The sequence below is a fragment of the Novosphingobium arvoryzae genome (assembly GCF_014652615.1).
Taxonomy (GTDB): Bacteria; Pseudomonadota; Alphaproteobacteria; order Sphingomonadales; family Sphingomonadaceae; genus Novosphingobium; species Novosphingobium arvoryzae.
On record NZ_BMZD01000012.1, the window covers coordinates 1 to 24757 of the forward strand.

Consider the following 24757-nt stretch of genomic DNA (forward strand, 5'->3'; position numbering starts at 1 on the left):
ATGACAGTGACCGCAAGAAGGTTCTGGACTGGATCGAGGCCAATGCCGACGTCTCGATGACGCTGGATGTGCCCACCGGCCCCGTCGTGAAGAACCCTACGAAGTACCGTTACAAGTCGACCGAGGCGTGCCTGTCTGCCACGATGGAGCATCTTCGCTACTTCCACCGCAACCGTACGCCCAGGAAGGTGCGCTTCCTCAATGTCTTGCAAGGCAACACGCCTGCTGAAGCCGATATCTGGTACGATACGGTGCGCAAGTACAGGTTCGAGGGATGGGCGTTTGCCGGTCTCTTGCGGCACAATTTCTACGAGCTTTGTCGCCGTCTGCTCATCATGTGGCATGATGGTGAGCTTGAACACACAACCCACATCCATGTGCTGGGGACGAATGAGCTCGACACCGCTGTGCTGCTGACGGCGTTGCAGCGCACTCTCAAGAAGCGCACGGGTTACGATATCCGCATCTCTTACGATACCAGCACCCCGTGGCGGAGCCTGCGCTTCAATCAGATGATGACGCTGCCCACGTTCGAGCCGGGAAAGATGGTCATGGGCGCTGTCGATGTTCCCGAGCACAAGCGGTTTCTTGGTAGTCCGCTGCCGTGGCCGTGGCCGAGCCCGATTGGCAACAAGATGGTCATGGGCGACTATTGTGTCACGGGCTCGCTGACGAGCAGCTTCTTCCGTGACAGGCTCAGCGAAGTCCTGCTAGCACACCACAACCTCGGCGCATTGTGCTGGGCGATTGCTACGGCAAACCGCTTCTTCGACATCGCGACCATCGACAACAAGTTTCAGTATGGTCGCCCCGAGGGCTCTGCGGTTGAGGTGATCGACGAAATTTTCAAGTCGGGTCAGATGGCCACGCTCGAACGCTACAAGAACACGACCTTCGACCGGCTGCGTCATTCGCAGACCTTCGATGACGGCGATAGCGGGCGTTATTGGGACGAATTGCGTTAATCCCCCTTCGCCAACCTCCGTCACGGCAAGCTGCCCGACAGCGGTGACGAGGACCGCGCCTACTGAACCATAACATAAAACCTAGCTGCACGGTTTCTGCCTACGTGCGGCCACCTTCATGGCATGGCGCTTGGGAGCATTGCGCCATGCCATTTTTTTGAGTGACTCAAGGTGACTGGCCCGGAAGGATATCGCTGATCAGGTCTTAATTTGACATCAAGGAGTACATTGCTCCAACATACCCCTTAGCGCAGCAGAAGAGCCTTTTAGTACAAAGGTTTCGTTTGCTAAGTTCCCGGTTTGATCTTTCGACAATAAGTCGAAAGAAACTGATACACCTGATTTAAGCCCTGGGATAATTTCCCTAAATACATCAAGATGGTCTTGTGAGTCTGGGGAAAGCGTAAATGTCCAATATCCTCCATCTACGTCTCCGTAAACAGTGGTCATGATAGGATAACCCTCAACACCATCACTAACCGCAATAACTGCATTAAAAATTTTCGAAATCCCTTTTGAACCCAAACTTTGGCTGCGGATATCTCGAGGAATTCTTGCCGCTGGAATTATAATTTCAATTGATCCATCGAGCCTGTCAATTCCATTAAAGGATTTGCAATCGCCGAGGGAAAAATTGGTGTAGTCGTAAACTATAAATTGCGATCCATTCCTATTGCTAACTCCACTTCGCGGAGCATTAGGATCGCCTGCTATTACAGGACTCCATTTCGACGAGCTTAAGGTACTGTATTGGGCGTAGGCTGGAAAAGGCAAAATAAACGAAAATGATAATATAAACTTTAAAATTTTCATGTAATTTCTCCAATTACCTGGAAATATAATTAATTTAATTTACCTCGACGTATAAATTACACCGTATTGCGCAACCTGTCGCTGGTAGATAACGTTTCCCGACCTATCGAAAATCCTCAGACCAAGCTTCACCGTTCTGTGAGAATTTTGAATTTTTATGGAAAACTTCTGCTTTAGAGGTATTTCTATTCCCCTTTGTTGTTGGATGAAATTTCCCGCGATTTCGTGAGGTTTGTATAAAGCGTAGGCGCCGCCGTTATTGATTTCAAGCTCAGTAGCAGCACCTGAATCTGAACCAGCAAAGCAAGCTAGGACGTTGATATTCTCCCATCCATTGAGACCGCATGAGATTACCGCGACATAAGGATAGATACGAGCAATCCTCGCTTGCTCAGCTCTTCGAGCGACTGCTTGCTGCGCTTCCTGTCTCGCCATTTCGGCTTTTCGTTGAGCCACCCAAGCTAAACGCAATCGTCTCGCCTCGGCAATGGTTACGCCCTTATCTTTAGCATCGGACTCATCCCTCAGAAATTCGAGCAGCGCCCCGTCTCCAGCTTTGCCAAAGTACATTTTCTCGAGGTCAGACGGTATCTCAACGCCTGCCGCACTCATACGTGCTTCAGCAGCCTTTAATTGCGCAACCGTCGAAATTCCATAATTGAGATAATAGCGAACCCACTGATCGAGAAATGGAGAGCCTTTATATCTAGAAAAATTTGGCCCGCTAGAGAAATACTCACGTATAAGAACGTTGCCGCCACTTCCCGAAATTTGCGGCTGACAAACGTTCAAAAATATAGAGTGATACATTCCTCCAGTGTCGACCTTTACAACTTTTCCTAGCGATTTTGTATAAAGATATGTCCGACCATTAGATACGCCTTGTGAGGCCAAATTTCCTACGTATGGAGTGATCTTGGTCCAAGTCACGGTTTGGTTTTGGCAACTGACGTTGACCGTAACGATCATGGACATAAATCCATCTTGCTGGCCGCCGTAACCAACCCCTTCATTTTTAAAGTCAATCAATATGCGGTGAAGGCTGGGGTCACTTAACGGTGGATATTTTTGACCGTCAATTTTGACAAAGTAGGTTTTCGCAATCCGATCATCGAAAATCGGGATTGCCCTATGCACGGGCTTCTGGCTTTGAGTGTTGGGTGCGGCATTTCCAGCAGCACGGTTTCGGGGCGTTGGATCTCCACGGAAGCCTGGCTGCTGAGACCATAGAGGCTGGGTGCTAAATATTGTTCCGATGGCCAATAGCGCAACAGCCCTTCGGCGTGTGATGCCTAGGAGAAATCGTTCAAATATTTGACGTGGAATAGTCATAGATTTTGCGCAAAACCTCCAGCTAGTGGGCAGCTTTTAAGATCGACCTAGGTTTCCCCCCTAACTGCACTAAAGCCATACGATGCTCAAACCTACCGTATCATCAGCGAACGCCTGACGCTTCACCATGCCAGACAAGCTAATCTTCACAGGATTTACCTTCATATTGCTGTCTATGATTCTGGTATTCTTTTCCATTCCATCGTTCGACTGGGAAACAAAAGCCAGGTCCGCCAATTTCGATGTCAGGCCATCCTCCAACACCTTTCGTGGTTAAAAATTTCGGTATACCAATGCCAGATGCCATAAGCTTCCAGGAACCATCGATCTGCTTGCTAACTAGGTCAAAAGTAGTGCCTGCCATTCCATAACAGTAACTACTTTCTTCTGTTATGATCGCTTCTGGCCGTGCATCACCGTTCAGATCTCCCACAATTTTGACGGCGCCTGCTGTATAACCAGGCCCCTCATGATCCTCACACTTGCGCCACTGACCGCCAACCAAATTGTAGCCCGCTGCGCGAAATGCCGAGGATTTATCTTGAGCTAAAAATGAATAACCTTGTGCGTGCGCCGATGAAGCGCAGGTGGCGAACAACGAAAAAGATATTAAAGCAAACATTGGCCGCATAATGCGCCCCCCCCTTTATTCAAAAATAACAATAATATATTCAATAGCCGTGATTATAGGTCATTGGATAAGAGGTCGTGGAATGCAAGAGGCGCTTTTTGAAACGCTGAAATGCTAGGCGCTCCACGCCCCTGACGATGGTCCTTCGGTGTGGGCAGCCACTTGCTCCTACTAGCTTCCACAAACCACATAAGCGCACACCATTGTCAGTACGAAAGGCACTGACTTGTTCATAGCGTCTCCCCAGCAAACATACTGACCACACAAATGAACAACCGCCGCGGCGGCTGCGCCCCTCAAGGCACCTGAAGGCGCCACGGACACCTCTTCCAAGTTGTCGCAGAGCCATCGCTCTCATATTGAAGCTTCCCATCATCGTTGACGGAGAGCGTTACGCCAACCTGGAACTCTTCACCTTCTGCTGCGCACGCTAATTTGCCATTGTATTGTCCCTTACGGGGGATCGCGGGCTTGGCGGAGCAATAGCTTTCATAGCGATCGACGCGATCACGGGTGATAGTCATGACGATGTCGCTTAGCTCCCCTTTGCCGGGGCACTTCGATTCGTCAGGTATCCATTGGCCATAAAGTGTTGGAAGCTCCTTTGGGGGCTCGACCTTGGCTACTGGAACCTCTGTAGGTGCCGCCGGGAGCGGTGCAACTGATGCCGTTTCCGTGGGAACGGCGGAGGTTTCATTGTTTCCCGGTTCCGATCCGCAAGCGGCTAAAAGCGCCAAAAGTGACGTTGAAATGATGAAGTGCCTTATCATTTTTCTGACCCTCTTTATTCCCACAAACCTTCCGTCGACAGAACGTTTCGTTGCAAAGCATAACCCGGCAGTATGGCCAGTGCAGACAGCAGAGCAGACACTGGACCTACCCTCATCGATCGCATCCCAAAAACGAATTAGTATTTGTATCTAGTAAGGTCGAGCCTCATTATGGTCAGTTTCAATATCGTTAGGGTACTAGCGCATCGCGGCGTAGGCTGCTACCAATTGTTTTCATATATGAAAGTGCTGCGACCGGGGAAAGCGAGAATGAGGCTTACGTACAACATCAAAGCTTTGGCGACAGCGGTGCTCGTTACAGCGGCCTCTTTGGGATCGCCAACGCTTGCTGGAGCAACGGCGGGCGCCGTAAACGCTAATGCGGCTCCAGCAAAGGGCACCTCCCAACGAGCTGCAATCATGGATGCGGTTCGTCCTGCCGTTGAGCGAGAGCTTGGCGGTAGCATCGAGTTTGTCATCCAATGTGTTGCCGTCAGCGCAGGCCGTGCATACGTTATTGCCGAACCTCAGCGTCGGGGTGGAGGCAAGATTCGGTATTACGAAGATGATTATCCCTTCGGCATCACCGTCGTTTCTACGCTGGCCTTCCGGTCAGGAAACTGGGTTCTGTTGAAGCATGTGATTGGCGACTCCGACGTTTGGTATTTTGACGGTGCACCAGCCAGCCTGCGGACTGCTCGTTGCTACTGATTGATTACGCAAGGAATCTCGCTCATTGATCGGACTGAAAAATTTGAGTGCTGCGAAACCTAGGCGGCATTCGCCGCGTTCCTGAGTTGCTCATCCGACACCGCGCAATAAATTGCGGTTGTTTGGATCGATGAGTGCCCCATGAGCTGCTGGATCGTGGCCATGCCAATGCCCAGCTCGTTCTTTCTCGTGGCAAACGTTCGCCGCCCTGCGTGACTACTCGTGTCAATGCCCGCTGCGCGGTAGATGGATTTGATCCTCGTAGAGAGTGTGACTGTGCACATGTGCCGACCCGTGCGCGAGCTGGCGATCAAGGGCGCTGTGTCCAGTCGATTTTTTGAGTTACTCACGAAAACCGTCAAAATCTTGCGCAGCTCGTCCCCGACAAACACCCGCCGTGACCGATTGCCCTTGGTCTGGTGCTTGGCGAGGTGAATGATGTCCACTGCCCGGCCATCAAGCCCCCTCACGTCGCCAATCGTCAGTGCTGCGATTTCACCGACACGCATGCCGCCCATGATGCTGAGTGCCAATGCCAGCTTGTCACGCTGCCCCTTACCACCGACTTCGATCACGTAGGCATAGGCAATATGGGTTTGGGCGGCGCTGCCCACTCGTTGCGTGAGGCCAGCGTTTCGACAGCGAGCACATAAAGCCCTTATGAGCCATTTTTAAATCTATAATCAATCGCGATTTAAATTATGGCCTAATTTGCACGTTATCGCCCATATATCACCTGATTCACTCGAATCTATATCGCGCTGTTCGGATTTTGTAAGAATTTGAGTCAGGATTTTCTCTCGATTTTCAATACCAATTTTCATATTGGGCAATACTGTAGAATTATTACCTCTTTTTTCATCGGAAATAAATTTGTAAACACCATTTTTTATTAAAACGGTTCCATATTCAGATCGATATTTATCACCCGTGGAGCGGAAACCATTATCATCCATATTCACCGAATACACAAAATTTTGGTAATCACCTGTCACCACCCCATTATTATCGATCAGATTGCTCAGGGTGATGCGCTGAATTGCCGCATCTGGACTTCCAGTATCGCAATCCCATTTCTCATCAGCTAACTTCTTAGCCGATATCTCTTCGGTCGGCATAGGAGATGCCACCGACACAGCCGGTGCCTCTGATGGCGCAGGCTTGTCAGATGGATCATTTGAGCCACAAGCAGAAACGAACGCCAACAACGGCATCACAAAATGCACCTTCTTCATTATACTCCCCTTCAGTAGACGCAGATTTTATCGTATTGCCCAACCCAACAAGCTGGCTTATTCTTTTGCCTGGTCAATTCAGCACCATTACGACTGACGTCATTCTTTCTAGTGTATGAATAAAATGCTTTATTGGGCATGTTATTCGAAGAAGCACCAACCCATACCGCAATGGACTCCAGCTCACCGATCAGATTTCGCCTCTTGTCTACAGCCGAAATCTCAAAACTGCCGTGTTCCATTAAAGCAAAATTGCATGGGCCACTGTAAGAGCCTTCGCCATCAATGACGAGCTCACATCGTGCGGCCTTAGCCTCAGCCGCCGCCGAGAACGCGGTTACCCCACAGACCGCTGCGATAAGTGCCAATGATCCCTTCATTTTTTCATCCTTATGCCGCAAACAGTGCCCCATTGATTTCAAATATGAAATTGTTGCACTTAAGATGTGGTTTGGCAACGGTGGAGGTGAGAATAAGGACGACGTCAAGGAACCCGCAGTCAAAGGCCTTGCATGTCACACCGCCTCACCCCGCGTTCGCCGCATTCCTGAGCTGCTCATCCGACACATGGCAGTACAGAGCCGTGGCCCAGCCCGATTGGTGATCGCATGGTCATGGGCGACTTCTGTGTTCCCGGCCACCGTCACACCCGGCACTACCGTGATCTCCTCAGCGAAACGCTGGCCGCGCACCACAACCTCGGGGCACTATGCTGGGCGATTGCTACGGCAAATCGCTTCTTCGACATCGCGACCATCGACAACAAGTTTCAGTATGGTCGCCCCGAGGGCTCTGCGGTTGAGGTGATCGACGAGATTTTCAAGTCGGGTCAGATGGCCACGCTGGAACGCTACAAGAACACGACCTTCGACCGCCTGCGTCATTCGCAGACCTTCGATGACGGCGATAGCGGACGCTATTGGGACGAGTTGCGCTAACCCCGTCGCAAACCTGCGTCACGGCAAGCTGCCGGACAGCGGTGACCAGGACCGCGCTTACTGAACCATCTCATAAGTCTGAACTGTCTTGCCGTCAGCCGTTATACGGTGACCTCTGGCATGGCGCAGACGCTCCTGCGCCATGCCATTTTTGAGTAACTCGAATAAGCTCGAGCCATAAATCCCTTGCGTGAAGCCTTCTCCAGCTCAACCCGCTCGTGCTATTTGCCACCTTTTTTCTTATTATCCTGGGGCCTAGCGTTTAAAAGCTCAATTGCGAACTCAGGCTCAGTCATGGAGCCTCTCTCTGTAAAGCTATATTCAATGAAATAATCTTCATCATCACCCTCTCTAAATGCCCCAGATATAATCATTATTGATCCTAACCTTGCATTGGCAATATTATTGTAACTCTCATGATTAGGCTCTACAGTTGCACGCATCAATATCTGTGGGTGTTCAGGAATAACAAATTCTACAGAAGCTTCTCCATCTGTATCTGTTACAACATTTTTAAGTTTCACTTCCCAATTTTCAAACTCATTGGGGAAAGAGGAGATTATCTCTTTTCTTTCTTTTCGCACCAATGTCATTGCCGCTTGATTCTGGGTGCTGCTTTTAGTTTTATATTTTTTCTCAAGTCTAGACAATTCATCGCCAAAAGTTTCTATATTTAAAAGCTCTCTTTTTTTATTTAATTCTACATTTTGACTTTTGCCTTCCTCGCCGCAACCACCCACCGCAATCGATGAAATAAGTGCCAAAGGCATGAGCAATTTTTTCAATTTAATCTCCTTTATTCGAATATTATACGGATTTTGTATTTACAATTCACATTTTATAAAATCACTATTTTACAAGTAAAAATGAAAATGCATTGTGTACCCAATATACAGATGATCAACACCCCTTAAAATCGTTAGCTAAGCAGTAATCAGCCAATCGATTGGCATGCGCAATGTCATTAGAGGACATACTTTTCGCAGCGACCGTTTTATTTTTTGATGCTAATTCATTTCCTCCTCGTTCACTCAAAATAAACCACATGTATGCTAATATAATATCTTGATTAATTCCGTCCCCACTCGCCAATGCAATGCCAAGATGTAATTGTGCTTCTGGTTGCCCTCGTTCGGCTGCCAATCGAAACCATCGTACCGCTTCCACGTCATTTTTTTGAACGCCTTGGCCTAAACGATACATTATGCCTACGTTGACCATCGCCTCGATCACACCCTGTCGGGCTGCTTGCAAATACCATCTCAACGCCTCGGAATCATTTTTTTGGATGTCATTGCTTTCATGGTACATATACCCAAGTTGTAATTGAGCGACGGCATCACCTTGTTCGGCTGCCAATTGAAGCCACCGTACCGCTTCCACGTCATTTTTTTGAACGCCTTGGCCTACGCTGTACATTTCTGCTAGTTCGCGCTGAGCTTCTGCATTGCCTTGCTCGGCAGCCAACCTATACAGGCGCGCCGCTTCGAGATAATTTTGGGCAACGCCTTCGCCTTTTTCGTACATGTGACCAAGATTAAATTGAGCAAATACACTCCCTTGATTTGCCGCCAATCCATACCAACGCGCCGCTTCTTGGAAGTTTGTTGGCACTCCTAGGCCTTTGTAATACATGTAACCGACATTTGTTTGGGCTTCAGAATCGCCTTGTTCAGCCGCCATTCTATACCATCGGATCGCTTCCGCATCATTCTTGGGAACGCCTTGGCCTTTTTCATACATCAAACCGATGTTAAACTGTGCTGGCGCGTCACCCTGCTGTGCCAGCTTGCGCCAAATCTCAAGAGCTCTTGTGTATTCCTTTGCTCTGTAAGCCGCTAATCCAGATTCGAAATTTTGAGCATAAATAGGTGCAGGCATTAATACGGAATAAGTCGATATAATTAGTGCAATAGACGCACTTTTTAGATTAAAGTTCTTGAACTTCATCGTGCATTTCCCTAAATCAAAGAGATATGAAAACTTCAACGAACTGAAATTTCTGGCGGTGATGGGGCAGTGGCCTGCAAATTGATTCGATTTGCAAAATTTGAGCAATATAAGCGGAATACATGCAATCAGCGCCCCCCCCCCCCGAGAAGGCGATGGCTAAACTCATTTGTTTGCAGGAATGAAAGCATTTGACATTGCGATGTGTCAATAGGTAGGTGACATTCTCGGGTAATGAACTCAGCCCGCGTTAGCCGCGTTCCTGAGCTGCTCATCCGACACATGGCAGTAGAGGGCGGTGGTTTGGATCGAGGAATGGCCCATGAGCTGCTGGATCGTGGCCATGCCAATACCCAGCTCGTTCTTCCTCGTGGCAAACGTGCGGCGACCTGCGTGGCTGCTCGTGTCAATGCCCGCTGCGCGGTAGATGGATTTGATCCTCGTAGAGAGTGTGACTGTGCACATGTGCCGACCCGTGCGCGAGCTGCGGATCAGGGGAGCTGCATCGGGCAGATTCTTTGAGTTACTCAAGAAAACCGTTAAAATCTTGCGCAGCTCGTCCCCAACGAAGACCCGGCGTGATCGATGGCCCTTGGTCTGGTGTTTGGCGAGGTGAATGATGTCCACGGCCCGGCCATCCAAGCCCCGCACATCGCCAATGGTAAGCGAAGCAATTTCCCCGACACGCATGCCGCCCATGATGCTGAGTGCCAATGCCAGCTTGTCGCGCTGTCCGTTACTGCCTGTTTCCGCAATGCGGAGCACACGACGCACCTCGTCCTTGGTGAGCACCTTAGCTTTGGCCATTGAAACCGCCTCTTGATGAACTTTTCTGCTGTGCTCAGCATATTTTCATCAGAAGGGCGTTCCTACCGGAAGGGGGGCGGTCGAGAGCTGTTCGATCTCAGTGGGATAGCCCAATAGACTAAGAATTATGTATTTCTTCATCGTGTTGCGGACTGAGGCCAAGGAGAGGATATGAGTTAGAAGTCAAATTTGAACTGCGAAGGGTCGATCCAGACCTTCCTCCCTGAAGGAAGCTTACGGTAATGCCCATGTCGCATTGGATTTAGCGATCTCGCCTTGGCGCTGGATGCAGCTTGTCGATCAAGCCTAGCCCGAGTCATCGCCTGCTGCCTTCGTTCCTCGAGTGAAATCCCTCGGCTGGCACGAGCGGCAAGGGCACGCTCCGACACTTCATTTTCAGACGCTGCGATCCGCAATGCCGCCTCAAGCGAGAGACCTTGCACGAGCAGATCGTCAAAGTCAGCTAGCGCATTTGCGATCTTAGCTTCGATTTCCATGTCACACTCCGCAAACTTCGATCGATGCTTGGAATGCCCAGTTAGTGACGAAATGCTGCGGTAACGATGGTTCCGTCTCTGGCTTCAATGACGTAGCAGCTCCGATACCGTTCAAATCCCTTAACTGCCACGCCAACGTAGCTTGCAAATCTGCGCCAGGTCCGTTTCGTGAAGTACACAGACTCTGCGCCGTCTCCGGCAGGGCGCCGTTCACCGAAATCGAGAAGAGCGTCGATCACAGCTTGAGGGATTGAACGCTGCTGCTGCCGGCACAATGCGTGGTTCGTCATCGGTGCATTCACCGCGTAATGGGTCCCGATCATTACAGCCCCCATTCATCAATAATTTTGATTTCGTGTCGGATGAGTTCGTCAGTGACTTCAAACGGTCCGTTGCCGAACAAGGAAGCATCAGCCTCGTTGTCATCCTGATCCATACCAGCTTCAAGCCGGGCCAGACGCCTTGCCTCAAGGTAGGCCATGTGTTCCTCAATGCGGGATTTGGCGTGCTCCCATCGTTTTTCATCCGTCATTTGCGATGCAAGGTACGCTTGGCGTTCAGATGCCCGCTCAGGACTGAGAAGCTCTTTCGGTATGTCGCGGAGTGAAACATGGCCAAACTCAATGGCTATCCGTGCCCACTTATTATCACCGCAAATTTCGTCGATGAAATCCGCTCCGATACGATAATCTGCAATGCCGCTTGGAATTTGCGGATTGCCTTCATCGTCGCCAAGCTCAATCTTGATGTCCGGCTGCGCGAATGATCCGGCGTAATCCTTCAGGAAAACGAGGAACGGACTTACCCACTCATATGGGAGCCTAGCATCAAGGTCATAATCGTAGTTGCTATCAAAATCTGATGAGGCGAGCTGAGATTCCTCTTCTAGACGCTTCAATGCGCTATGACCAAAGACGTCCTTACTCTCGATGGACTGCTTCTCAATCTTTTCTGCCCCCCAAGCTCGGGCAAACGAGCCCTGAAGAAGCGGATTATCCCCACGAATGGCATCAAGCTGGTCCGCAATTGCACCCAGCGCCTGCAAACGTTCCTTGCGCCACTTCAGGCTAGCCTCCGCGATAAGGGCGGCAAACAGTGGCGCCATAGCGATCTGGGCTGAACGCGAGATACCGTACATTGCCTCAACGGCTTGGAACGACAGGTCTGTCTGACGGCTCACGGGAGCCTTTATCGTTACATACGACTTTAGATGCTCATCTTCTTCAGATGGTGGAAGCTCACATGCTGTCAGGATATCAACTTCAACCCGCAGAGCCTTCGCAAGCGCCTTCAGCGTATGACTTCTTTTGCCCTTTGGCGAATCTTTGCCGCTACAAATGCGCTTGATTGTCGCAATGCCAACGGACGATAGGTCGGCTAGACCCTGCTGTGTTAGCTTCTGCCTTTCCATCAGGGCCTTGAATACCTGAGGGTGAATTGTCGCTTCCATCTGCCGCTCTCCTGTTGAGAGCCATATGATCTGACAAAAAGGGATCATCAAGGATCAAATTGGGATCATTTCCCCAATTTTGATGCCGTACATGGGATCATTAGGATCACCGAGGGTATCATGAGACCACTTCGGCAACGCTGTAGCGTTTACTAAGATGCTCAAGCAGCAAGGCCTCAGCTTCACGCAATGCACATAGCTGTACAAGGTCTAACGCTGCATCACGCTCCTTACATAAGCGTATCGAGCGCAGACAATTGATCGCACCCGCTATGGAAAAGTCGCGCTTCATGTGAGCCTGATATGCAGACCAGTTTTGATTCTTGCCCACATACTCCTGGCTGAACGCCTGTCGTGTTGTTGTAAGTTTCGCATTGCGCAATATGAGATAGATGTGCTCGATCAGTGATGTGTTCATATCCATATTTATATGATCAACGCTGGATAACGCTTAGGGAGCGTAAAGAAGCGTGAACGGTATGTGATCGTGCTGTGGATATGTCTGGGGATCAAATGGGGAAAGGTGATTGGCTGTGGTGGAGGCACTGTGGCCTATGGTGGATCATTGTGCGTTATGTGCGACCTTCAATATGCGTTTATCGTAAGCACATTGTGATATTCAATATATGCTCATTATATTTCAATGTGTTTGATATGTAGGGAGTGTGCTGTTGTTTATTGTATAACGAGGATAGGCGGTGGAAATGCCCACAACCTACCTTCAATGCTAACGATGTAAGCCATAACAATGTGCCATGATGATGCCTTATGAGAGCCGTATGCCTAGCACTTCGACCTCTGACCGTTGCTGTGTTCGAACCTAATAATGTGCCTTAGAGAGTGCCTATGTGGTGCCTGATTGAGCCTTGATGAATGCCTAAGCTTTTTGGGAGAGAAATTGCCTGAGTGATGCCATTGAGTTTGCCATGCGCTGTCCACGCTCACGGTCTTTGTTCGCTTGAGCCCGCTGGCGCTCGTTAAATTTGTGACGGATCAGAACCGAATGAACTGGAACATTGTCCAACGCAGCCTCGAACAAATCATCGGTTAGGTGATTTGCGATACGCTGGGCCTGAGCATCATTGCAGAATGAAGCATAAGCATCGGAATCATCGTTGTGGTGATCGCAGTTGATGACAAGGCTATCATCTCGAAAGCGCCACATCTCCTTGGTGACATATTCCGCTATGGCCTGCTTGTCGTGAATGGGTGTGATCCAGTTGGATTTCAGTGTAGCAGTGTCAGCATCAAGCGTATTCCACAGCACGTTCAGGATGGCTGAGAATACTACAGGATCGATCATAGACTGCGCAACGAAGTGCACGTGGATGCACTTTTGGCTCTTGCCGAATTCCAGAAAGCAGAGCCGATTGATGCCATAGCCTTTGTCGGCTGCTCGGCCAAAGAACACGCGGTCGGCCTTGTGAAAGAATGCGGCGAACAGCTTTATGGCCTTGTCGCGGCAGATGCGTTCTCCATCCTTGAAGGCCAGCACACCGGTCACGTCATATGGACCTTTGACGACCTTATTGATCGAGTTTTCGGCGATCTTTTTGCCCCAATTCATATCTGCATATTCCTATTGCAGATATTTATCCTTTGGCGGCAAATCCGGCTTATAATCTGGCTCGGTTTTGGTAAAAAATCTTGCCTTTGGGTAAAACCAATCAGGCCGATAAAATGAGGTCAGGGCTCGATTTGAACACGTTACGGTCTGCAAGCCACGCGAGCTACCGAAAGGTATATGCGCTCGCAAAAAACCTGCTGCGCAATTTTCAGCACATGCGGAGAACCGCACCACGCCTGATCTTATCTAACGCCACCGTCTGTGCGGTATGCGGCATCAAGATGGGATTATCGTGAGTGGCTCAATACTCCTCGGCCAGCATGATTGTCAGTACGCGGCAGGTGACAGCTGGATCGCTGGCGTCGGGCGAGTGCATGAGCAGGTCGACATCGTAATAGTCGAACTTCCAGAACACCGTCTGGCCTTCATGCTCGATGCTGCCGAAATCGTGCTCGCCGTAGGGATCGTTGCGTTCGTTGAAGTCGTTGAAAGCACGAACCTTGGCATAGAGGCCATCGAGATCGTCCATGGCTGCAATGCCCTGTGTGATCACGACACGGCAGCCAATGAACGAAGTGCGAGCAGCGTCATTGAGTTCGGCAATGCGGGCCGCTGTCATCAACTGGCCCGCGTGTAGTGAAGAACCTGCCCGCGCCCAAATTGGGCCTCACCGATCAGCTTGGCAGCGTAGTCGCTTTCGGCTGTGACGATGATGCGGGTCGTGGTTCCGTTGCTGAGACGCACGAGCAGGCGATATTGCCTCATTGCCGCGCCTCCCGTTCCCGCTTGCGTTCTGCCTCCACGAACTCCGGCTTTCGCCGTGCCATAAAGATGATGCAGCCAACGCCGTGGAGGCTTTCGCAATACTGCCTTGCCTCCTCCTCGGTGTAAGCATCGACGACCACCGTGTCGGTTCCTGTGGGCTGCACTCGGACCCATGCTCGGTATTGATCCATGACCGTTACCCCTTCTTGCGTTCGGCAACGGCGGCCATAGCCTTGTCCAACTCACCGGCCTTGGCGGCAGCGTCGAAGGCCGCGAGCACTGCGGCAACTTCGTCGAGCTTGTTGACGAACACGGCGTTGTTGGTGGCGTTCAAGATTAGTGCTCTCGCGCCATACCGGCACTGCACATAGAAGCCGTTGTCTTGGGCAACCCACCACGGACGAATGGCCTTGGCGGCCTTGCCTTCGACCTTGGCTGGAATGGTGAAGATTTCGCCCTTCAATGCAGCTGCCAGAACCAACTTCTGCTGTTCAATGGCAGCAATGATCTTGTCGCGGCGTCGTTGAATGGGATCGACTGCGGGCGCTTTGGCCAACGTCTTGAATGTGAACTTGGAAAGCGAGGACATATCAATGCCTTTCATCGTGTTGATGAAGGCAAAGTAACTTCGGCTGGATTGGCCTTCCTACCGAAAATGGCTGAAAATCAGGCCTTTCATGGCCATTTTCTTGAGTGTCCCAAGATGAATTGGCCCGCCAATGGGATGCAGGATCGGTAGAAAACTGCTGGTTTTCACAGCCAAAACATGGGGATCAGCCAGAGCCTTCCGCTTGGCGAGAGAGGCATAGCTGCAATGGTTAGCCCGTGCGGCGTTGCTGGGCTTTGCGCTGAGCCTCACGTTCCCTAGCCATGCGTTGCATATCCTTCTCTCGTTTCAAAGCGGCTCGACCATTTTCGACGTTCCGCTTGAGCGCAGCGATCCGGGCCTGTGCCGGGTTCATAGGCTTGGTGGTTTTGATCGTGGCGAATTCGTAGAAGCGCATACAGCTATTTATGCCGTGCCATTCTCTTTAAATGTTGGGTTGAACTCAACACATTCTCTGCACTGACGCTTAGCTAAACCAATCAGATACTCTTTCGTACCAGTCTCATTCGCACGCACGTAGGCATCAATTGCGCTGTTGAATTCACCAAGCTGCCGATATGCATCACCGATCATCATCCAGCAGGGCTGATCTGCCGTTTCGAGGAGTGCAGCCAGTCGGTGAAGATTGGCCTCCTTTTCAGAATCTGGAACATCTGGCCCGATGTCAGAAGGCTTGACGATTAGGTCACGATTTCTGTGGTTCCATACCCACCATAGCCATTGACGAATTTCGAGTTCTGTTTTGTGATCCAAATTGGGCTTGGAATAGAAAAGGACGTCATAGAGCTTTGAGATTTTCGCGGGAAAAATTAATGGATATTCACGTCTCTTATGCACCAAGAAATCGAGCTTGGAGCTGCCTATGCATGAACCCGCTAAGCTATCAAAGAGGCTGCCCCACCATGATCGGGGCGCAGGAGTTTTCTCTTCTAATCGCTCCATATCGATCTCGATTATATCCGAAAGGTTGTGATTTCGGACTTTGAAAGCCATGCCGCTAGGCCAAAACAATGTCCCGCAGTTGCAGCCTAGCAGCTGGGTAAAACGCGAATATAAGCGACCACAACCCCAGCCATCCGACCATTGTCGCCAGCCACTAAAATTGACCGAGATCGATTCGCTAAACGCATAGAATTTACCGCAATTAGGGCATGGGCATAGCCGATCACGTTCGCGTGTCATTCTGGTTTATACCGTTGCCCTCTAGACTCTGTCTCATAGAGTTTATGATCAGGGGCGAAGGAGACGACAGCAGGATTGCCAAGGCGGTCACGGAACAGCTTGGCTTCCATTTTGTTATCAAAATAGATGATGTCGCCATCTTGCGCACGAACGATAGGCCCTTTTTTCCGTTCTCGGATCATAAATAGCTTTTTCATATTATAGACTCGCTCGCTTCTCTTGAAGTGCTGCTCAATGGCGCCACGCAACGGTCACAACGACACCATCTGCCGCAACGATGGCGAAAGTGTTTCGGTACTTTTCGAGCTTGGCAGCTTGCGGTCCGACATAGGATGCAAAGCGTTTCCAACTCTTACGGGTGAAGTAGAACTCCTCGCTGCCTTTGCCTGCAGGGCGAGTGTCGCCATAGTCCTGCAATGCATCGATGATCAGCTGCGGAATAACTCTTTCATGGCTACGCCGCAAAGCATGGGCTGTCATGTTGGAGGGAATGTCCGCAGACAACCGCTGGGCATTATGGTCGCGATGATTACGCATCTGCATTAGCTCCCTCGCTCTCTGCCGCACTTGCATCTGCTTCGACGCTAAATTTCTCGTTTGAATTTAGTGGCTTCAACTTGATTCCCGCAGACACTAGAGCTTCCTCGATCTGATCAAGCAAGGCTTCCGTGTACTCGTCATCCTCGGCGACAAAGAGTGGCGATAGGGCGCGAACCTCATGCAGGAGGTCTATGTACTGGTAGCGCGAATTGAGTTTTCTAGCCGATATTTCGTCTGGAATGTCTCTCGCAATGACATGGCCGATGCCGTTAGCGGAGGCGAACTCTACGATCATGTAGCGATCGCCGTCCTTAACGACGCGATCTCGAATTTTTAGCTCTTCGACACGCTTTTCTTGCTGCTCCAGCTCCCCCCGGTCCAGATCCCGAGCCTTCAAGAGGCCAATAACTAGTTTAGCCATCTTGGGAATTCGGTCGCCTTTAAGCCAACCAGAGAGGGTGGACTCCCCAATGCCAAGGATCTCGCAAAACTCTTTGCGCCCGGAAAAGCCAGAATTCTCGTCTTGGAGATATCTCAGCACCGCAGCCGCATCCAGCTCTTCGTCAAGAAAGCTCGCAAACTGAGATAGACCTGCGAGGCTCGCATGGTTTTCAAAAAGTCTTTCGAAATCACCCATTTTTATAAACTCCGAATTCGCAATTCGCACGCTCGATGCCGCACCTATACCGATTCGACGCAGTCCTGACAAGTCAAATTCAATCTCGATCTTCATAAATCGCATGAAGCTGTCATCCGTTATGCGGATTCGGCGCATTTGGGGGATCAAGGTGTTTGATTTCGAATTATGACGGCGTGCGAATTTGAGTTCGGATCGGCTTTGCCCCAAACCTAGTCAGGCGGCCTGGTGCCGCGGGAACTCCTCACGGTGTCAAAAAGCAGCATTTCAAAAGCGGGCCGCTACCCAAGGCTGCCAAAGCTGCGCTGGACGTCTACAGAGCCCGCAAAACGCAGATTTGACGCCATCTTGAGAAGCTCAAACTGCCACGCAGTGCCAGCTCTGCACTACACACATGTCTTTTCATTTGGCCGAAACGTCTTGTAAGTCGTTGGTGCCCCTGGCCAGACTCGAACTGGCACGGATCTCTCCAACCGATTTTGAGTCGGTCGCGTCTACCATTCCACCACAGGGGCCACGACTTAGATCGCCATGACGCTAGAGCGCACACGGCAAAAGCCTCTCATCACTGAGTTCCCTCTCCCTAGTTCATGAACTTGGGATTCTCAAGATGTTCCGCAGCATTTTTCGCTACTCAGTGGGCTGCTCGTCATCTTCGTCCGCAGCCTGCGGCGTCGGATAATTGATGTTTGACAGGAATGGGCTGAGCCAGCGGGCGTAATGATCCTGTATCATTGCCACGCTGGTACGGCAGTTTGCGGCGATGTCGTAGATGGGTGCCCGGTCAATCAAGCGCCTGCAAATGTAGGTGTTGCGCAGGCTCATGAGGTCTCGCCGCAACGGCGGAGTATGGTTGGTGAACTTGAGCCCGCAATCCACCAGCACTTTGTTGAACATGTCCCGGTGATGATGAATGAAAACGTGTTCCTTGCTGTCCCGCCAGTTCGGCCCGACGCTCCTGCGAACAACGATGTCCAGAAAGGCAGGCGCAGCACCGAAATGGGTTTTGCAGACACCCGTGCCGCGCTTGCCCTGAATGTTGCTGATCTCAAGATAGGCGCTGGGCTTGCCATCAAGGTCTAACACATACTTGTCGAATTTGACCTCGACATCGCAGAAGCGCAGCTTCTTTGCCTCCCCTACCCGCAGCCCGGAATTGGCGATGAACTGCACGTAGTCCAACAGCTCCTTGGCATCGTTATGCCAACGGGTACCCGCCAACTCATCGATTCGCTCGTTCAACCTCCGCAAAAGTTTGACGTATTCTCGATCAGTGAACCACGTTCGAGGCGTGGCATCATTGGCGGTCTTGCGCTCGGTGATAAACTTTGGGGCTTCGTCGATCTCACCGCGAAGCTTCGCCCTGCGGAATACGACACGCACTCCATTCAGGAACTGCTTGATGGTCGAGGGGGCCAAATTCCGATCCGACAGCTTGTCCCGGACAAACTGGTTCCACAGCTTCTGATTGACTGACGAGAGTGGGTAGTTGCCGAAGTATGGGATCAAGGTCTTGTCGATGACCGTCTTGATTGCCTTGGCATAGCTGGGGCTTGCGCGACCAGATTGGGCCATAGCCTCATAGTCAGCGATGGCCTGTTTTGCGTAGTGCTCAAACCGGTCCTTTTTAGGGGCTACGGGAATGCCGTGTTTGATCTCGGTCTGTTTGCCATAGTACCAAGCCTTGGCAGCCTCCGTCGCCTCATCAAGCTCCCTGAGTTTCGTATTGAACCGAATGTAGACACCTTTGTGATGAAACCCACATTGCCAATATGGGCTTCGCTCACGCTTGTAGATGTGCAGCTTCCCGTCCAGAACTGCGATCTTGTTCGGGGAGCTGTCAGGGGCGTCTTTGCTTAGCTTGCGCGACATTTTTCCTACACACTGCAATCTGTGTGTAGTTTAAAAGGCCTAGTGTGTAGTGTCAACCAAGGCCTATTTTATGAATTATTTCAATGTCATAGATGTCAATATAACGGCATTTTGAGTCGGTCGCGTCTACCATTCCACCACAGGGGCACTGCCGTGAGAGCGCCGCTTAGCCGCGCAGGCCGCGCGGGGCAAGCGTCCTGCGCTCAGAAATCCCAGTCGAGCGAGATGTGCGCCAGGTCCGGCCCGCGCCTGCGCCTTGATCCCAGCGCGCCGATTTCCAGCACCGGCCCCGCCCCCGCGCTGCCCCACGATTTCGCGGGCGGCGTCCAGCGGGTTCCTTGCAGCTGTGCCGGATCGATGGGCGGCTGGCCAAAGCGATGGCTGCGCGGATTGGGCAGCGCGGCGGCGGCGCCCGGCACGTCCGCCAGATCGAACTGGTGATCGGCCAGCGGCGCGGGCACCAGATCGGGCGGCACGACAGTCGCGGGGACCGGCGTATTCAGCGCCAGCAGGGCAAAAGCCAGTCCAGCCGTTATCGTTCCAAGCGCCACAGCACACTCCCGCGACCATCTGGTCACGGGAGAGTATCGCCGGTTATGCCTAAGATTGGGCTAACGCGCGCGCTCAGCGCAGCGCGCCCGCCACCAGCTTGTGCAGCTTGGAATGGAGCGCATCGTTCCCGGCCAGCACCTGCGCATCGCAGATCGGCTGGGAAATGCCCCGCCAGTCGGTGACGAAGCCGCCCGCCTCGCGCACCAGCAGGCACCCGGCAGCGGTGTCCCACGGGGCCAGACCGCTTTCCCAGAACCCGTCATAGCGGCCGGCAGCGACCCACGCGAGATCGAGCGAGGCCGCGCCAAAGCGGCGGATGCCCGCCACTTGCGGACCGATCGCGGCATAGATCTTGGACCATTCGACACTGTCGCCACGCCCCGAGAACGGGATGCCGGTGGCGATCAGGCTTTCATCGAGATGGCGGCGGGCCGACACGCGCAGACGGCGGTCCTGCAACCACGCGCCGCGGGCCTTTTCGGCCCAGAAGCTCTCGTCCGTGATCGGCTGGTAGACCAGGCCGGCAATCACATCGCCCCAGCCGCTGCCGTCCAGCTTGGGCTCCTGCACCGCGATCGAGATCGCGAAGTGCGGGATGCCGTGCAGGAAGTTGCTGGTCCCGTCGAGCGGATCGACAATCCAGCGCGGCTTGGTCGGATCGCCTTCGATCACGCCGCCTTCTTCCAGCACGAAGCCCCAGTCCGGCCGCGCGGTGCGCAACTCGTCCCAGATGGTGCGTTCGGCGGCCTGATCCGCCTTCGACACGAAGTCGGCCGGCCCCTTGCGGCTGACCTGGAGATGCTCAACTTCGCCGAAGTCACGACGGAGCCGGCCACCCGCCTTGCGGGCCGCCTTTTCCATCACGCGGATCATGCCGGAAATCGCTGCCATGATGCGTTCAGCCCGCCTTGCCGACGTATTCGCGGTCGTAGACGTTCACCACGATGCGGGTGCCGCTTTCAATGTGCGGCGGAACCATCACGCGCACGCCGTTGTCGAGGATCGCCGGCTTGTAGCTGGACGAGGCGGTCTGCCCCTTCACCACGGCGTCGGCTTCGACGATCGTCGCTTCGACCTGTTCGGGCAGCTGGACCGAGATCGGGCGCTCGTCATACATTTCGAGCAGCACGGTCATGCCATCCTGCAGGAACGCGGCGGCATCGCCCAGCAGGTCGGCCGGCAGGTTGATCTGGTCGTAGGTTTCGACGTCCATGAACACCAGGTCGTCGCCCTCGGCGTAGAGGTACTGGAAGTCTTTGGTGTCGAGACGCACGCGCTCGACCGTGTCGGCGCTGCGGAAGCGGACGTTGGTCTTGCGGCCGTCGATCAGGTTCTTCATCTCGACCTGCATGAAAGCCCCGCCCTTGCCCGGCTGGGTGTGCTGGGTCTTGGCGACCTTCCAGATGCCTTTTTCGTATTCGAGAATGTTGCCGGGACGAATGTCCACGCCGCTGATCTTCGCCATAGGGAGCCTCAAGCTTGAGAAAGAGCCGATTACCGGAAAGGCGCGCCCTTAGCGCGTGCGGGGCTGCGGGGCAAGGTGCGCTGAGCGGGCACCGCGTTCAGTTGCGGCTCATCGGGCGGCAGTATAGGAAGGCGGCGATGATCAAGCTTGTCGCTCCCCTCGCCCTGCTCGCCGCCGCCGCTGCGCTCAATCCCGCCGCGCATGCCACGCCGGGCGGCGATATCGGCACCCTGCCGCATGGCGCCTATGTCTGCGAACTGCCCGGAGATGCCACTGGCGCGGCCGGGATCCGGCAGGAGGGCGAAGGCTTCACCGTGATCAACGCGTCCAGCTATCGTACGCCGCAAGGGCGCGGGACCTATCTGCTGACGGGCGACCTGGTGACACTGAGCAGCGGCCCGCGCAAGGGGGAGCGCTATCACCGCCTGTCGGGCAATTTCCTGCGCCGGATGAACGCCGACGGGACCGACAGCGCGCTGCGCTGCGTCCGGCAGGTGGAAAACAACCGCTAAGGAATATCAGGCTTCCGCCGCCGCGATCGCGCGGTGGAAGGCCTGCACCGCGGCCGCCTCGTCCCCGTTCCAGACCGCGCCGGACACCGCCAGGAAATCCGCCCCCGCCGCCACCAGCGGGGCGCAGTTTTCGGGCGTGATGCCACCGATCGCGACGCAGGGGATTTCCATCAGTCCCTGCCACCAGCTGAGCAGGTCCGGCTCGGCCCGGTGCTCGGTCTGCTTGGTGCCACTGGGGAAGAATGCGCCGAACGCGACATAGTCCGCCCCCGCCTCGCCCGCTTCCATCGCCAGGTGGCGGCTGTTGTGACAGGTGACGCCAATCTGGGCATCGCGTCCCAGCCGCTGCCGGGCTTCGGCCACTTCGCCGTCCGACTGGCCCAGGTGCACCCCGTCCGCGCCGAGGCGCTTGGCCAGGCTGATCGAATCGTTGACGATGAAGGCCACGTCGCGCGCCGCGCAGATCGCCTGCAGCGGCTCCGCCAGCCGCGCGGCCTGATGCTCGTCCAGCCCCTTCACCCGGAACTGGAACGCCGCGACCGGCGCGGCATCGAGCGCGCGGGCCAGCCGGTCCGGGAATGCCCCGCCGACGTCGAGCGGCGAGATCAGGTAGAGCTGGGTGGCGGCGGGTGCTTCGTCGGTCATGCGCGCGCTCTACCGCTGCCGCCGCGCCAAGCCAAGGGGCCAGAAGAGACTGACGCCGGCCACTTGCCAGTGACCGGCGCCGTCCTCTCCAACCGGTAGTCAGTGCGTTCAGGCGGTCTTGACCGTCGAGCCCTTGTGGATCGCGTCAATCGCTTCGCCCAGCGCGGCGTCGAATTCGGCGTCGCTCATCTGGAAGCGCAGGTCTTCCAGCAGTGCGCGGCTGAAGCTGGCGATGATGCCCTTGTTCTTGGCCAGTTCGACGCAGGCTTCGGGCCGCTTGTAGCCGCCCGACAGCGCGACCACGCGCAGCACCTTGGGGTGTTCGACCAGCGGGTCGAACGTGCCTGGCACCACCGGCAGCGACAGCTTGAGCATGACCTGCACGCCTTCGGGCAGCGCGGCGAGGTTCTTCAGGATTTCTTCGAGCAGGATCGCGTCGCATTCGGCGCGGGTTGCGCTCTTGATGTTCACTTCCGGCTCGATCATCGGCATCATGCCATGGGCCAGGACCTGGTTGCCGACTTCGAACTGCTGCTTGACCACGGCGGCAATGCCTTCGCGGTTGGCCGAATTGATCACCGAGCGTTCCTTGGTGCCATAGACGCCCAGCGCCTTCGCCTTGGTCAGCAGCGCGTCCAGTTCCGGCATCGGCTTCATCAGCTGCACGCCGTTCACTTCGTCTTCCAGGCCCTTGTCGATCTTGATGAAGGGCACGATGCCCTTGGCGATCAGCGCCTGCGGCACCGACACGCCGCCCGCCGTGCCATCCATGGTGCGTTCGAACAGGATCGCGCCGATCACCTTTTCGCCGGTGAAGACCGGCGAGGTGATGATGCGTTCGCGCATCGCGTGGATCAGGCCGAACATTTCCTCTTCGGTCGACCAGGCATCCTCAGTCACGCCATAACCCGCCAGGGCCTTGGGAGTGGAACCGCCCGACTGGTCGAGCGCAGCGATAAAGCCATTACCTTCGGCCAGCTTGGCAGTCATGTCGGCAGTGTTCATCAGTTCGGATCCCTGTGTTTGAGCGTGGGTTGCATACGTATGTAGGTTGGGCCGATAAACAGCGCGGCGCGAATTCGCAACCGCGCTGGATACCGCTGTATCAGGCTTGTTCGAGGGCTTTCACGCCGGGCAGTTCCTTGCCTTCCATCCATTCGAGGAAAGCGCCGCCAGCGGTTGAAATATAAGTGAAATCGTCCGCGACGCCCGCGTGGTTGAGCGCGGCGACGGTATCGCCCCCGCCCGCCACGGACACCAGCGCGCCTTCCTTGCTGAGCGCGGCGGCACTGCGCGCCAGGGCGACGGTGGCGGCATCGAACGGCTGGGTTTCGAACGCGCCGAGCGGCCCGTTCCACACCAGCGTGCGGCAGGTCTTGAGCACGTCGGCCAGCGCTTCGACCGCTTGCGGCCCGACGTCGAGGATCATTTCATCCGCCGCCACTTCGTGGACGTTGCAGGTGCGCAAGGACGCCGGGTTGGCAGCGAACTCCTTGGCCACCACCACGTCATAGGGCAAGTGGACGGTGCAGCCGGACTGGTCCGCCGCTTCAAGGATTTTCTCGGCAGTGGCGGCCAAGTCATGCTCGCACAGCGATTTTCCGACGTTCACGCCGCGCGCGGCCAGGAACGTATTGGCCATCCCACCGCCGATGATCAGGTGATCGACCTGCGTTACCAGGTGGGTCAGCACATCAAGCTTCGACGACACCTTGGCCCCACCAACGACAGCCGCTACCGGACGGTCCGGCTGGCCCAGTGCCTTTTCCAGCGCCTTGAGTTCGGCTTCCATCGAACGGCCGGCATAGGCGGGCAGCACGTGGGCCAGACCCTCGGTCGTGGCATGGGCGCGGTGCGCGGCCGAGAACGCGTCGTTGACGTAGATATCGGCGTTGGCGGCAATGGCCTTTGCCAGCTCCGGGTCGTTCTTTTCCTCGCCCTTCCAGAACCGGGTGTTCTCGAGGATCGCGATGTCGCCCGCGCGCAGGATGCCGATGGTCTGTTCGACCACGGGACCGGCGATTTCGGGAACGAACATTACTTCCTTGCCCAGCACGTCCTGCACCGCGTCGATCACCATCGACAGCGACTGGGTGGAAACGCGTTCCCCCTTGGGACGGCCAAAGTGCGCCAGCAGCAGCACTTTCGCGCCCTTTTCCGCGAGTTCGAGGATCGTCGGCGCCGCTGCGCGCACGCGGGTATCGTCGGTCACGGCCCCGTCCTGCATCGGCAGGTTCAGGTCAACGCGCACCAATGCGACCTTTCCGGTCACATCGCCAAGATCATCGAGCGTGCGGAACTTTGTCATCGAGGC

At 54.1% G+C, this 24757-nt stretch carries 33 protein-coding genes and 1 tRNA gene; 4 read left to right on the plus strand and 30 right to left on the minus strand.

The window, feature by feature from the left end; translation table 11 throughout:
- A partial coding sequence (locus tag IE113_RS15165; RefSeq protein ID WP_189542997.1) for a hypothetical protein occupies positions 1-965 on the plus strand: 965 nt, incomplete at its 5' end.
- A 216-nt stretch (positions 966-1181) separates the two neighbouring features.
- Here IE113_RS15165 and IE113_RS15170 read toward each other — a convergent pair.
- The 3 genes from IE113_RS15170 to IE113_RS15180 form a co-directional block, all read right to left on the minus strand.
- Positions 1182-1778 carry a hypothetical protein gene (locus IE113_RS15170; protein ID WP_189542999.1) on the minus strand — a complete coding sequence of 199 codons (597 nt, stop codon included), beginning with the start codon at positions 1776-1778 and terminating at the stop codon, positions 1182-1184.
- A 39-nt stretch (positions 1779-1817) separates the two neighbouring features.
- Positions 1818-3110 (minus strand): DUF4398 domain-containing protein, encoded by a 1293-nt coding sequence (locus tag IE113_RS15175; RefSeq protein ID WP_189543000.1) that lies wholly within the window; start codon positions 3108-3110, stop codon positions 1818-1820.
- A gap of 139 nt (positions 3111-3249) precedes the next feature.
- Positions 3250-3741 (minus strand): hypothetical protein, encoded by a 492-nt coding sequence (locus tag IE113_RS15180; RefSeq protein WP_189543002.1) that lies wholly within the window; start codon positions 3739-3741, stop codon positions 3250-3252.
- A gap of 1040 nt (positions 3742-4781) precedes the next feature.
- Between IE113_RS15180 and IE113_RS15185 the strand changes: the two genes are divergently transcribed.
- The gene (locus IE113_RS15185) at positions 4782-5222 is read left to right on the plus strand and encodes a hypothetical protein (RefSeq protein ID WP_189543004.1); all 441 of its coding nucleotides are present in this window, start codon (positions 4782-4784) and stop codon (positions 5220-5222) included.
- 59 nt (positions 5223-5281) lie between these two features.
- Here IE113_RS15185 and IE113_RS15190 read toward each other — a convergent pair whose 3' ends face one another.
- The 3 genes from IE113_RS15190 to IE113_RS15200 all read right to left on the minus strand — a co-directional run bounded on the left by IE113_RS15190 (position 5282) and on the right by IE113_RS15200 (position 6837).
- Positions 5282-5836 (minus strand): tyrosine-type recombinase/integrase, encoded by a 555-nt coding sequence (locus IE113_RS15190; protein ID WP_189543006.1) that lies wholly within the window; start codon positions 5834-5836, stop codon positions 5282-5284.
- Between the two features lie 69 nt (positions 5837-5905).
- Positions 5906-6457, minus strand: coding sequence for a hypothetical protein (locus tag IE113_RS15195; RefSeq protein ID WP_189543007.1), 552 nt, complete (start codon positions 6455-6457; stop codon positions 5906-5908).
- Between the two features lie 11 nt (positions 6458-6468).
- Positions 6469-6837, minus strand: coding sequence for a hypothetical protein (locus IE113_RS15200; protein ID WP_189543008.1), 369 nt, complete (start codon positions 6835-6837; stop codon positions 6469-6471).
- A 234-nt stretch (positions 6838-7071) separates the two neighbouring features.
- Between IE113_RS15200 and IE113_RS15205 the strand changes: the two genes are divergently transcribed.
- Positions 7072-7395, plus strand: coding sequence for a hypothetical protein (locus IE113_RS15205; protein WP_189543010.1), 324 nt, complete (start codon positions 7072-7074; stop codon positions 7393-7395).
- Between the two features lie 221 nt (positions 7396-7616).
- Here the strand turns inward: IE113_RS15205 and IE113_RS15210 are convergent, their stop codons facing one another.
- The 21 genes from IE113_RS15210 to efp form a co-directional block, all read right to left on the minus strand.
- On the minus strand, positions 7617-8180 hold the full coding sequence (locus IE113_RS15210) for a hypothetical protein (protein ID WP_189543012.1): 564 nt from the start codon (positions 8178-8180) through the stop codon (positions 7617-7619).
- 115 nt (positions 8181-8295) lie between these two features.
- Positions 8296-9345, minus strand: coding sequence for an SEL1-like repeat protein (locus IE113_RS15215; protein ID WP_189543014.1), 1050 nt, complete (start codon positions 9343-9345; stop codon positions 8296-8298).
- A gap of 240 nt (positions 9346-9585) precedes the next feature.
- Positions 9586-10152, minus strand: a complete 567-nt coding sequence (locus tag IE113_RS15220; RefSeq protein ID WP_189543016.1) for a tyrosine-type recombinase/integrase — start codon at positions 10150-10152, stop codon at positions 9586-9588.
- Positions 10153-10328: 176 nt separating this feature from the next.
- Positions 10329-10649 carry a type II secretion system F family protein gene (locus IE113_RS15225; protein WP_189543018.1) on the minus strand — a complete coding sequence of 107 codons (321 nt, stop codon included), beginning with the start codon at positions 10647-10649 and terminating at the stop codon, positions 10329-10331.
- Between the two features lie 322 nt (positions 10650-10971).
- Complete coding sequence (locus IE113_RS15230) at positions 10972-12099, minus strand: helix-turn-helix domain-containing protein (protein ID WP_189543020.1); 1128 nt, start codon at positions 12097-12099, stop codon at positions 10972-10974.
- A gap of 118 nt (positions 12100-12217) precedes the next feature.
- Positions 12218-12517, minus strand: coding sequence for a DUF6626 family protein (locus tag IE113_RS15235; RefSeq protein ID WP_189543022.1), 300 nt, complete (start codon positions 12515-12517; stop codon positions 12218-12220).
- A gap of 459 nt (positions 12518-12976) precedes the next feature.
- Positions 12977-13666, minus strand: coding sequence for a hypothetical protein (locus tag IE113_RS15240; protein ID WP_189543023.1), 690 nt, complete (start codon positions 13664-13666; stop codon positions 12977-12979).
- A 301-nt stretch (positions 13667-13967) separates the two neighbouring features.
- Positions 13968-14219 carry a DUF3768 domain-containing protein gene (locus tag IE113_RS15245; protein ID WP_229822608.1) on the minus strand — a complete coding sequence of 84 codons (252 nt, stop codon included), beginning with the start codon at positions 14217-14219 and terminating at the stop codon, positions 13968-13970.
- A gap of 65 nt (positions 14220-14284) precedes the next feature.
- Positions 14285-14431, minus strand: coding sequence for a hypothetical protein (locus IE113_RS15250; RefSeq protein WP_189543027.1), 147 nt, complete (start codon positions 14429-14431; stop codon positions 14285-14287).
- Positions 14428-14571, minus strand: coding sequence for a hypothetical protein (locus tag IE113_RS15255; RefSeq protein WP_189539483.1), 144 nt, complete (start codon positions 14569-14571; stop codon positions 14428-14430). Before IE113_RS15255 ends, IE113_RS15250 begins: the two co-directional genes overlap by 4 nt.
- A 56-nt stretch (positions 14572-14627) precedes the next feature.
- Positions 14628-15035: a hypothetical protein gene (locus IE113_RS15260; RefSeq protein WP_229822613.1), complete on the minus strand. Its 408-nt coding sequence runs from the start codon at positions 15033-15035 to the stop codon at positions 14628-14630.
- 214 nt (positions 15036-15249) lie between these two features.
- Positions 15250-15435 carry a hypothetical protein gene (locus tag IE113_RS15265; RefSeq protein WP_189543029.1) on the minus strand — a complete coding sequence of 62 codons (186 nt, stop codon included), beginning with the start codon at positions 15433-15435 and terminating at the stop codon, positions 15250-15252.
- 8 nt (positions 15436-15443) lie between these two features.
- The gene (locus IE113_RS15270; RefSeq protein ID WP_189543031.1) at positions 15444-16031 is read right to left on the minus strand and encodes a tetratricopeptide repeat protein; all 588 of its coding nucleotides are present in this window, start codon (positions 16029-16031) and stop codon (positions 15444-15446) included.
- Positions 16032-16216: 185 nt separating this feature from the next.
- On the minus strand, positions 16217-16417 hold the full coding sequence (locus IE113_RS15275) for a hypothetical protein (protein ID WP_189543033.1): 201 nt from the start codon (positions 16415-16417) through the stop codon (positions 16217-16219).
- Positions 16418-16451: 34 nt separating this feature from the next.
- Complete coding sequence (locus IE113_RS15280; RefSeq protein WP_189543035.1) at positions 16452-16757, minus strand: hypothetical protein; 306 nt, start codon at positions 16755-16757, stop codon at positions 16452-16454.
- Complete coding sequence (locus IE113_RS15285) at positions 16750-17493, minus strand: helix-turn-helix domain-containing protein (RefSeq protein WP_189543037.1); 744 nt, start codon at positions 17491-17493, stop codon at positions 16750-16752. Before IE113_RS15285 ends, IE113_RS15280 begins: the two co-directional genes overlap by 8 nt.
- A 335-nt stretch (positions 17494-17828) precedes the next feature.
- Positions 17829-17912, minus strand: a tRNA-Leu gene (locus tag IE113_RS15290).
- A 115-nt stretch (positions 17913-18027) separates the two neighbouring features.
- Positions 18028-19269: a site-specific integrase gene (locus IE113_RS15295; RefSeq protein ID WP_189543039.1), complete on the minus strand. Its 1242-nt coding sequence runs from the start codon at positions 19267-19269 to the stop codon at positions 18028-18030.
- Between the two features lie 203 nt (positions 19270-19472).
- Entirely contained in the window at positions 19473-19820 is a 348-nt protein-coding gene (locus tag IE113_RS15300) for a hypothetical protein (protein ID WP_189543041.1), read from the minus strand.
- 73 nt (positions 19821-19893) lie between these two features.
- Entirely contained in the window at positions 19894-20712 is an 819-nt protein-coding gene (locus IE113_RS15305; RefSeq protein WP_189543043.1) for an inositol monophosphatase family protein, read from the minus strand.
- 7 nt (positions 20713-20719) lie between these two features.
- The gene (gene efp / locus IE113_RS15310; protein WP_189543044.1) at positions 20720-21286 is read right to left on the minus strand and encodes an elongation factor P; all 567 of its coding nucleotides are present in this window, start codon (positions 21284-21286) and stop codon (positions 20720-20722) included.
- A 137-nt stretch (positions 21287-21423) separates the two neighbouring features.
- On the opposite strand from efp, the gene IE113_RS15315 reads away from it, so the two are divergent.
- Positions 21424-21798, plus strand: coding sequence for a hypothetical protein (locus tag IE113_RS15315; protein WP_189543046.1), 375 nt, complete (start codon positions 21424-21426; stop codon positions 21796-21798).
- A gap of 6 nt (positions 21799-21804) precedes the next feature.
- On the opposite strand, the gene thiE is transcribed toward IE113_RS15315, so the two are convergent.
- The 3 genes from thiE to IE113_RS15330 all read right to left on the minus strand — a co-directional run bounded on the left by thiE (position 21805) and on the right by IE113_RS15330 (position 24751).
- Positions 21805-22443: a thiamine phosphate synthase gene (thiE, locus tag IE113_RS15320; RefSeq protein WP_189543048.1), complete on the minus strand. Its 639-nt coding sequence runs from the start codon at positions 22441-22443 to the stop codon at positions 21805-21807.
- Between the two features lie 108 nt (positions 22444-22551).
- Positions 22552-23448, minus strand: coding sequence for a fructose bisphosphate aldolase (locus IE113_RS15325; RefSeq protein WP_189543050.1), 897 nt, complete (start codon positions 23446-23448; stop codon positions 22552-22554).
- Between the two features lie 100 nt (positions 23449-23548).
- Positions 23549-24751: a phosphoglycerate kinase gene (locus tag IE113_RS15330; RefSeq protein ID WP_189543052.1), complete on the minus strand. Its 1203-nt coding sequence runs from the start codon at positions 24749-24751 to the stop codon at positions 23549-23551.
- Positions 24752-24757 lie beyond the last annotated feature (6 nt).

Excerpts from the sequence above, each read along its gene's own strand:
- efp (WP_189543044.1), bottom strand. The coding sequence starts at position 21,286 with ATGGCGAAGATCAGCGGCGTGGACATTCGTCCCGGCAACATTCTCGAA.
- IE113_RS15200 (WP_189543008.1), bottom strand. The coding sequence starts at position 6,837 with ATGAAGGGATCATTGGCACTTATCGCAGCGGTCTGTGGGGTAACCGCG.
- IE113_RS15240 (WP_189543023.1), bottom strand. The coding sequence starts at position 13,666 with ATGAATTGGGGCAAAAAGATCGCCGAAAACTCGATCAATAAGGTCGTC.
- IE113_RS15220 (WP_189543016.1), bottom strand. The coding sequence starts at position 10,152 with ATGGCCAAAGCTAAGGTGCTCACCAAGGACGAGGTGCGTCGTGTGCTC.
- IE113_RS15170 (WP_189542999.1), bottom strand. The coding sequence starts at position 1,778 with ATGAAAATTTTAAAGTTTATATTATCATTTTCGTTTATTTTGCCTTTT.
- IE113_RS15305 (WP_189543043.1), bottom strand. The coding sequence starts at position 20,712 with ATGGCAGCGATTTCCGGCATGATCCGCGTGATGGAAAAGGCGGCCCGC.
- IE113_RS15295 (WP_189543039.1), bottom strand. The coding sequence starts at position 19,269 with ATGTCGCGCAAGCTAAGCAAAGACGCCCCTGACAGCTCCCCGAACAAG.
- IE113_RS15280 (WP_189543035.1), bottom strand. The coding sequence starts at position 16,757 with ATGCGTAATCATCGCGACCATAATGCCCAGCGGTTGTCTGCGGACATT.
- IE113_RS15185 (WP_189543004.1), top strand. The coding sequence starts at position 4,782 with ATGAGGCTTACGTACAACATCAAAGCTTTGGCGACAGCGGTGCTCGTT.
- IE113_RS15225 (WP_189543018.1), bottom strand. The coding sequence starts at position 10,649 with ATGGAAATCGAAGCTAAGATCGCAAATGCGCTAGCTGACTTTGACGAT.
- IE113_RS15180 (WP_189543002.1), bottom strand. The coding sequence starts at position 3,741 with ATGCGGCCAATGTTTGCTTTAATATCTTTTTCGTTGTTCGCCACCTGC.
- IE113_RS15275 (WP_189543033.1), bottom strand. The coding sequence starts at position 16,417 with ATGAAAAAGCTATTTATGATCCGAGAACGGAAAAAAGGGCCTATCGTT.
- IE113_RS15330 (WP_189543052.1), bottom strand. The coding sequence starts at position 24,751 with ATGACAAAGTTCCGCACGCTCGATGATCTTGGCGATGTGACCGGAAAG.
- thiE (WP_189543048.1), bottom strand. The coding sequence starts at position 22,443 with ATGACCGACGAAGCACCCGCCGCCACCCAGCTCTACCTGATCTCGCCG.
- IE113_RS15315 (WP_189543046.1), top strand. The coding sequence starts at position 21,424 with ATGATCAAGCTTGTCGCTCCCCTCGCCCTGCTCGCCGCCGCCGCTGCG.
- IE113_RS15215 (WP_189543014.1), bottom strand. The coding sequence starts at position 9,345 with ATGAAGTTCAAGAACTTTAATCTAAAAAGTGCGTCTATTGCACTAATT.
- IE113_RS15325 (WP_189543050.1), bottom strand. The coding sequence starts at position 23,448 with ATGAACACTGCCGACATGACTGCCAAGCTGGCCGAAGGTAATGGCTTT.
- IE113_RS15230 (WP_189543020.1), bottom strand. The coding sequence starts at position 12,099 with ATGGAAGCGACAATTCACCCTCAGGTATTCAAGGCCCTGATGGAAAGG.
- IE113_RS15235 (WP_189543022.1), bottom strand. The coding sequence starts at position 12,517 with ATGAACACATCACTGATCGAGCACATCTATCTCATATTGCGCAATGCG.
- IE113_RS15270 (WP_189543031.1), bottom strand. The coding sequence starts at position 16,031 with ATGGCTTTCAAAGTCCGAAATCACAACCTTTCGGATATAATCGAGATC.
- IE113_RS15195 (WP_189543007.1), bottom strand. The coding sequence starts at position 6,457 with ATGAAGAAGGTGCATTTTGTGATGCCGTTGTTGGCGTTCGTTTCTGCT.
- IE113_RS15285 (WP_189543037.1), bottom strand. The coding sequence starts at position 17,493 with ATGAAGATCGAGATTGAATTTGACTTGTCAGGACTGCGTCGAATCGGT.
- IE113_RS15205 (WP_189543010.1), top strand. The coding sequence starts at position 7,072 with ATGGGCGACTTCTGTGTTCCCGGCCACCGTCACACCCGGCACTACCGT.
- IE113_RS15250 (WP_189543027.1), bottom strand. The coding sequence starts at position 14,431 with ATGAGGCAATATCGCCTGCTCGTGCGTCTCAGCAACGGAACCACGACC.
- IE113_RS15175 (WP_189543000.1), bottom strand. The coding sequence starts at position 3,110 with ATGACTATTCCACGTCAAATATTTGAACGATTTCTCCTAGGCATCACA.
- IE113_RS15265 (WP_189543029.1), bottom strand. The coding sequence starts at position 15,435 with ATGCGCTTCTACGAATTCGCCACGATCAAAACCACCAAGCCTATGAAC.
- IE113_RS15260 (WP_229822613.1), bottom strand. The coding sequence starts at position 15,035 with ATGAAAGGCATTGATATGTCCTCGCTTTCCAAGTTCACATTCAAGACG.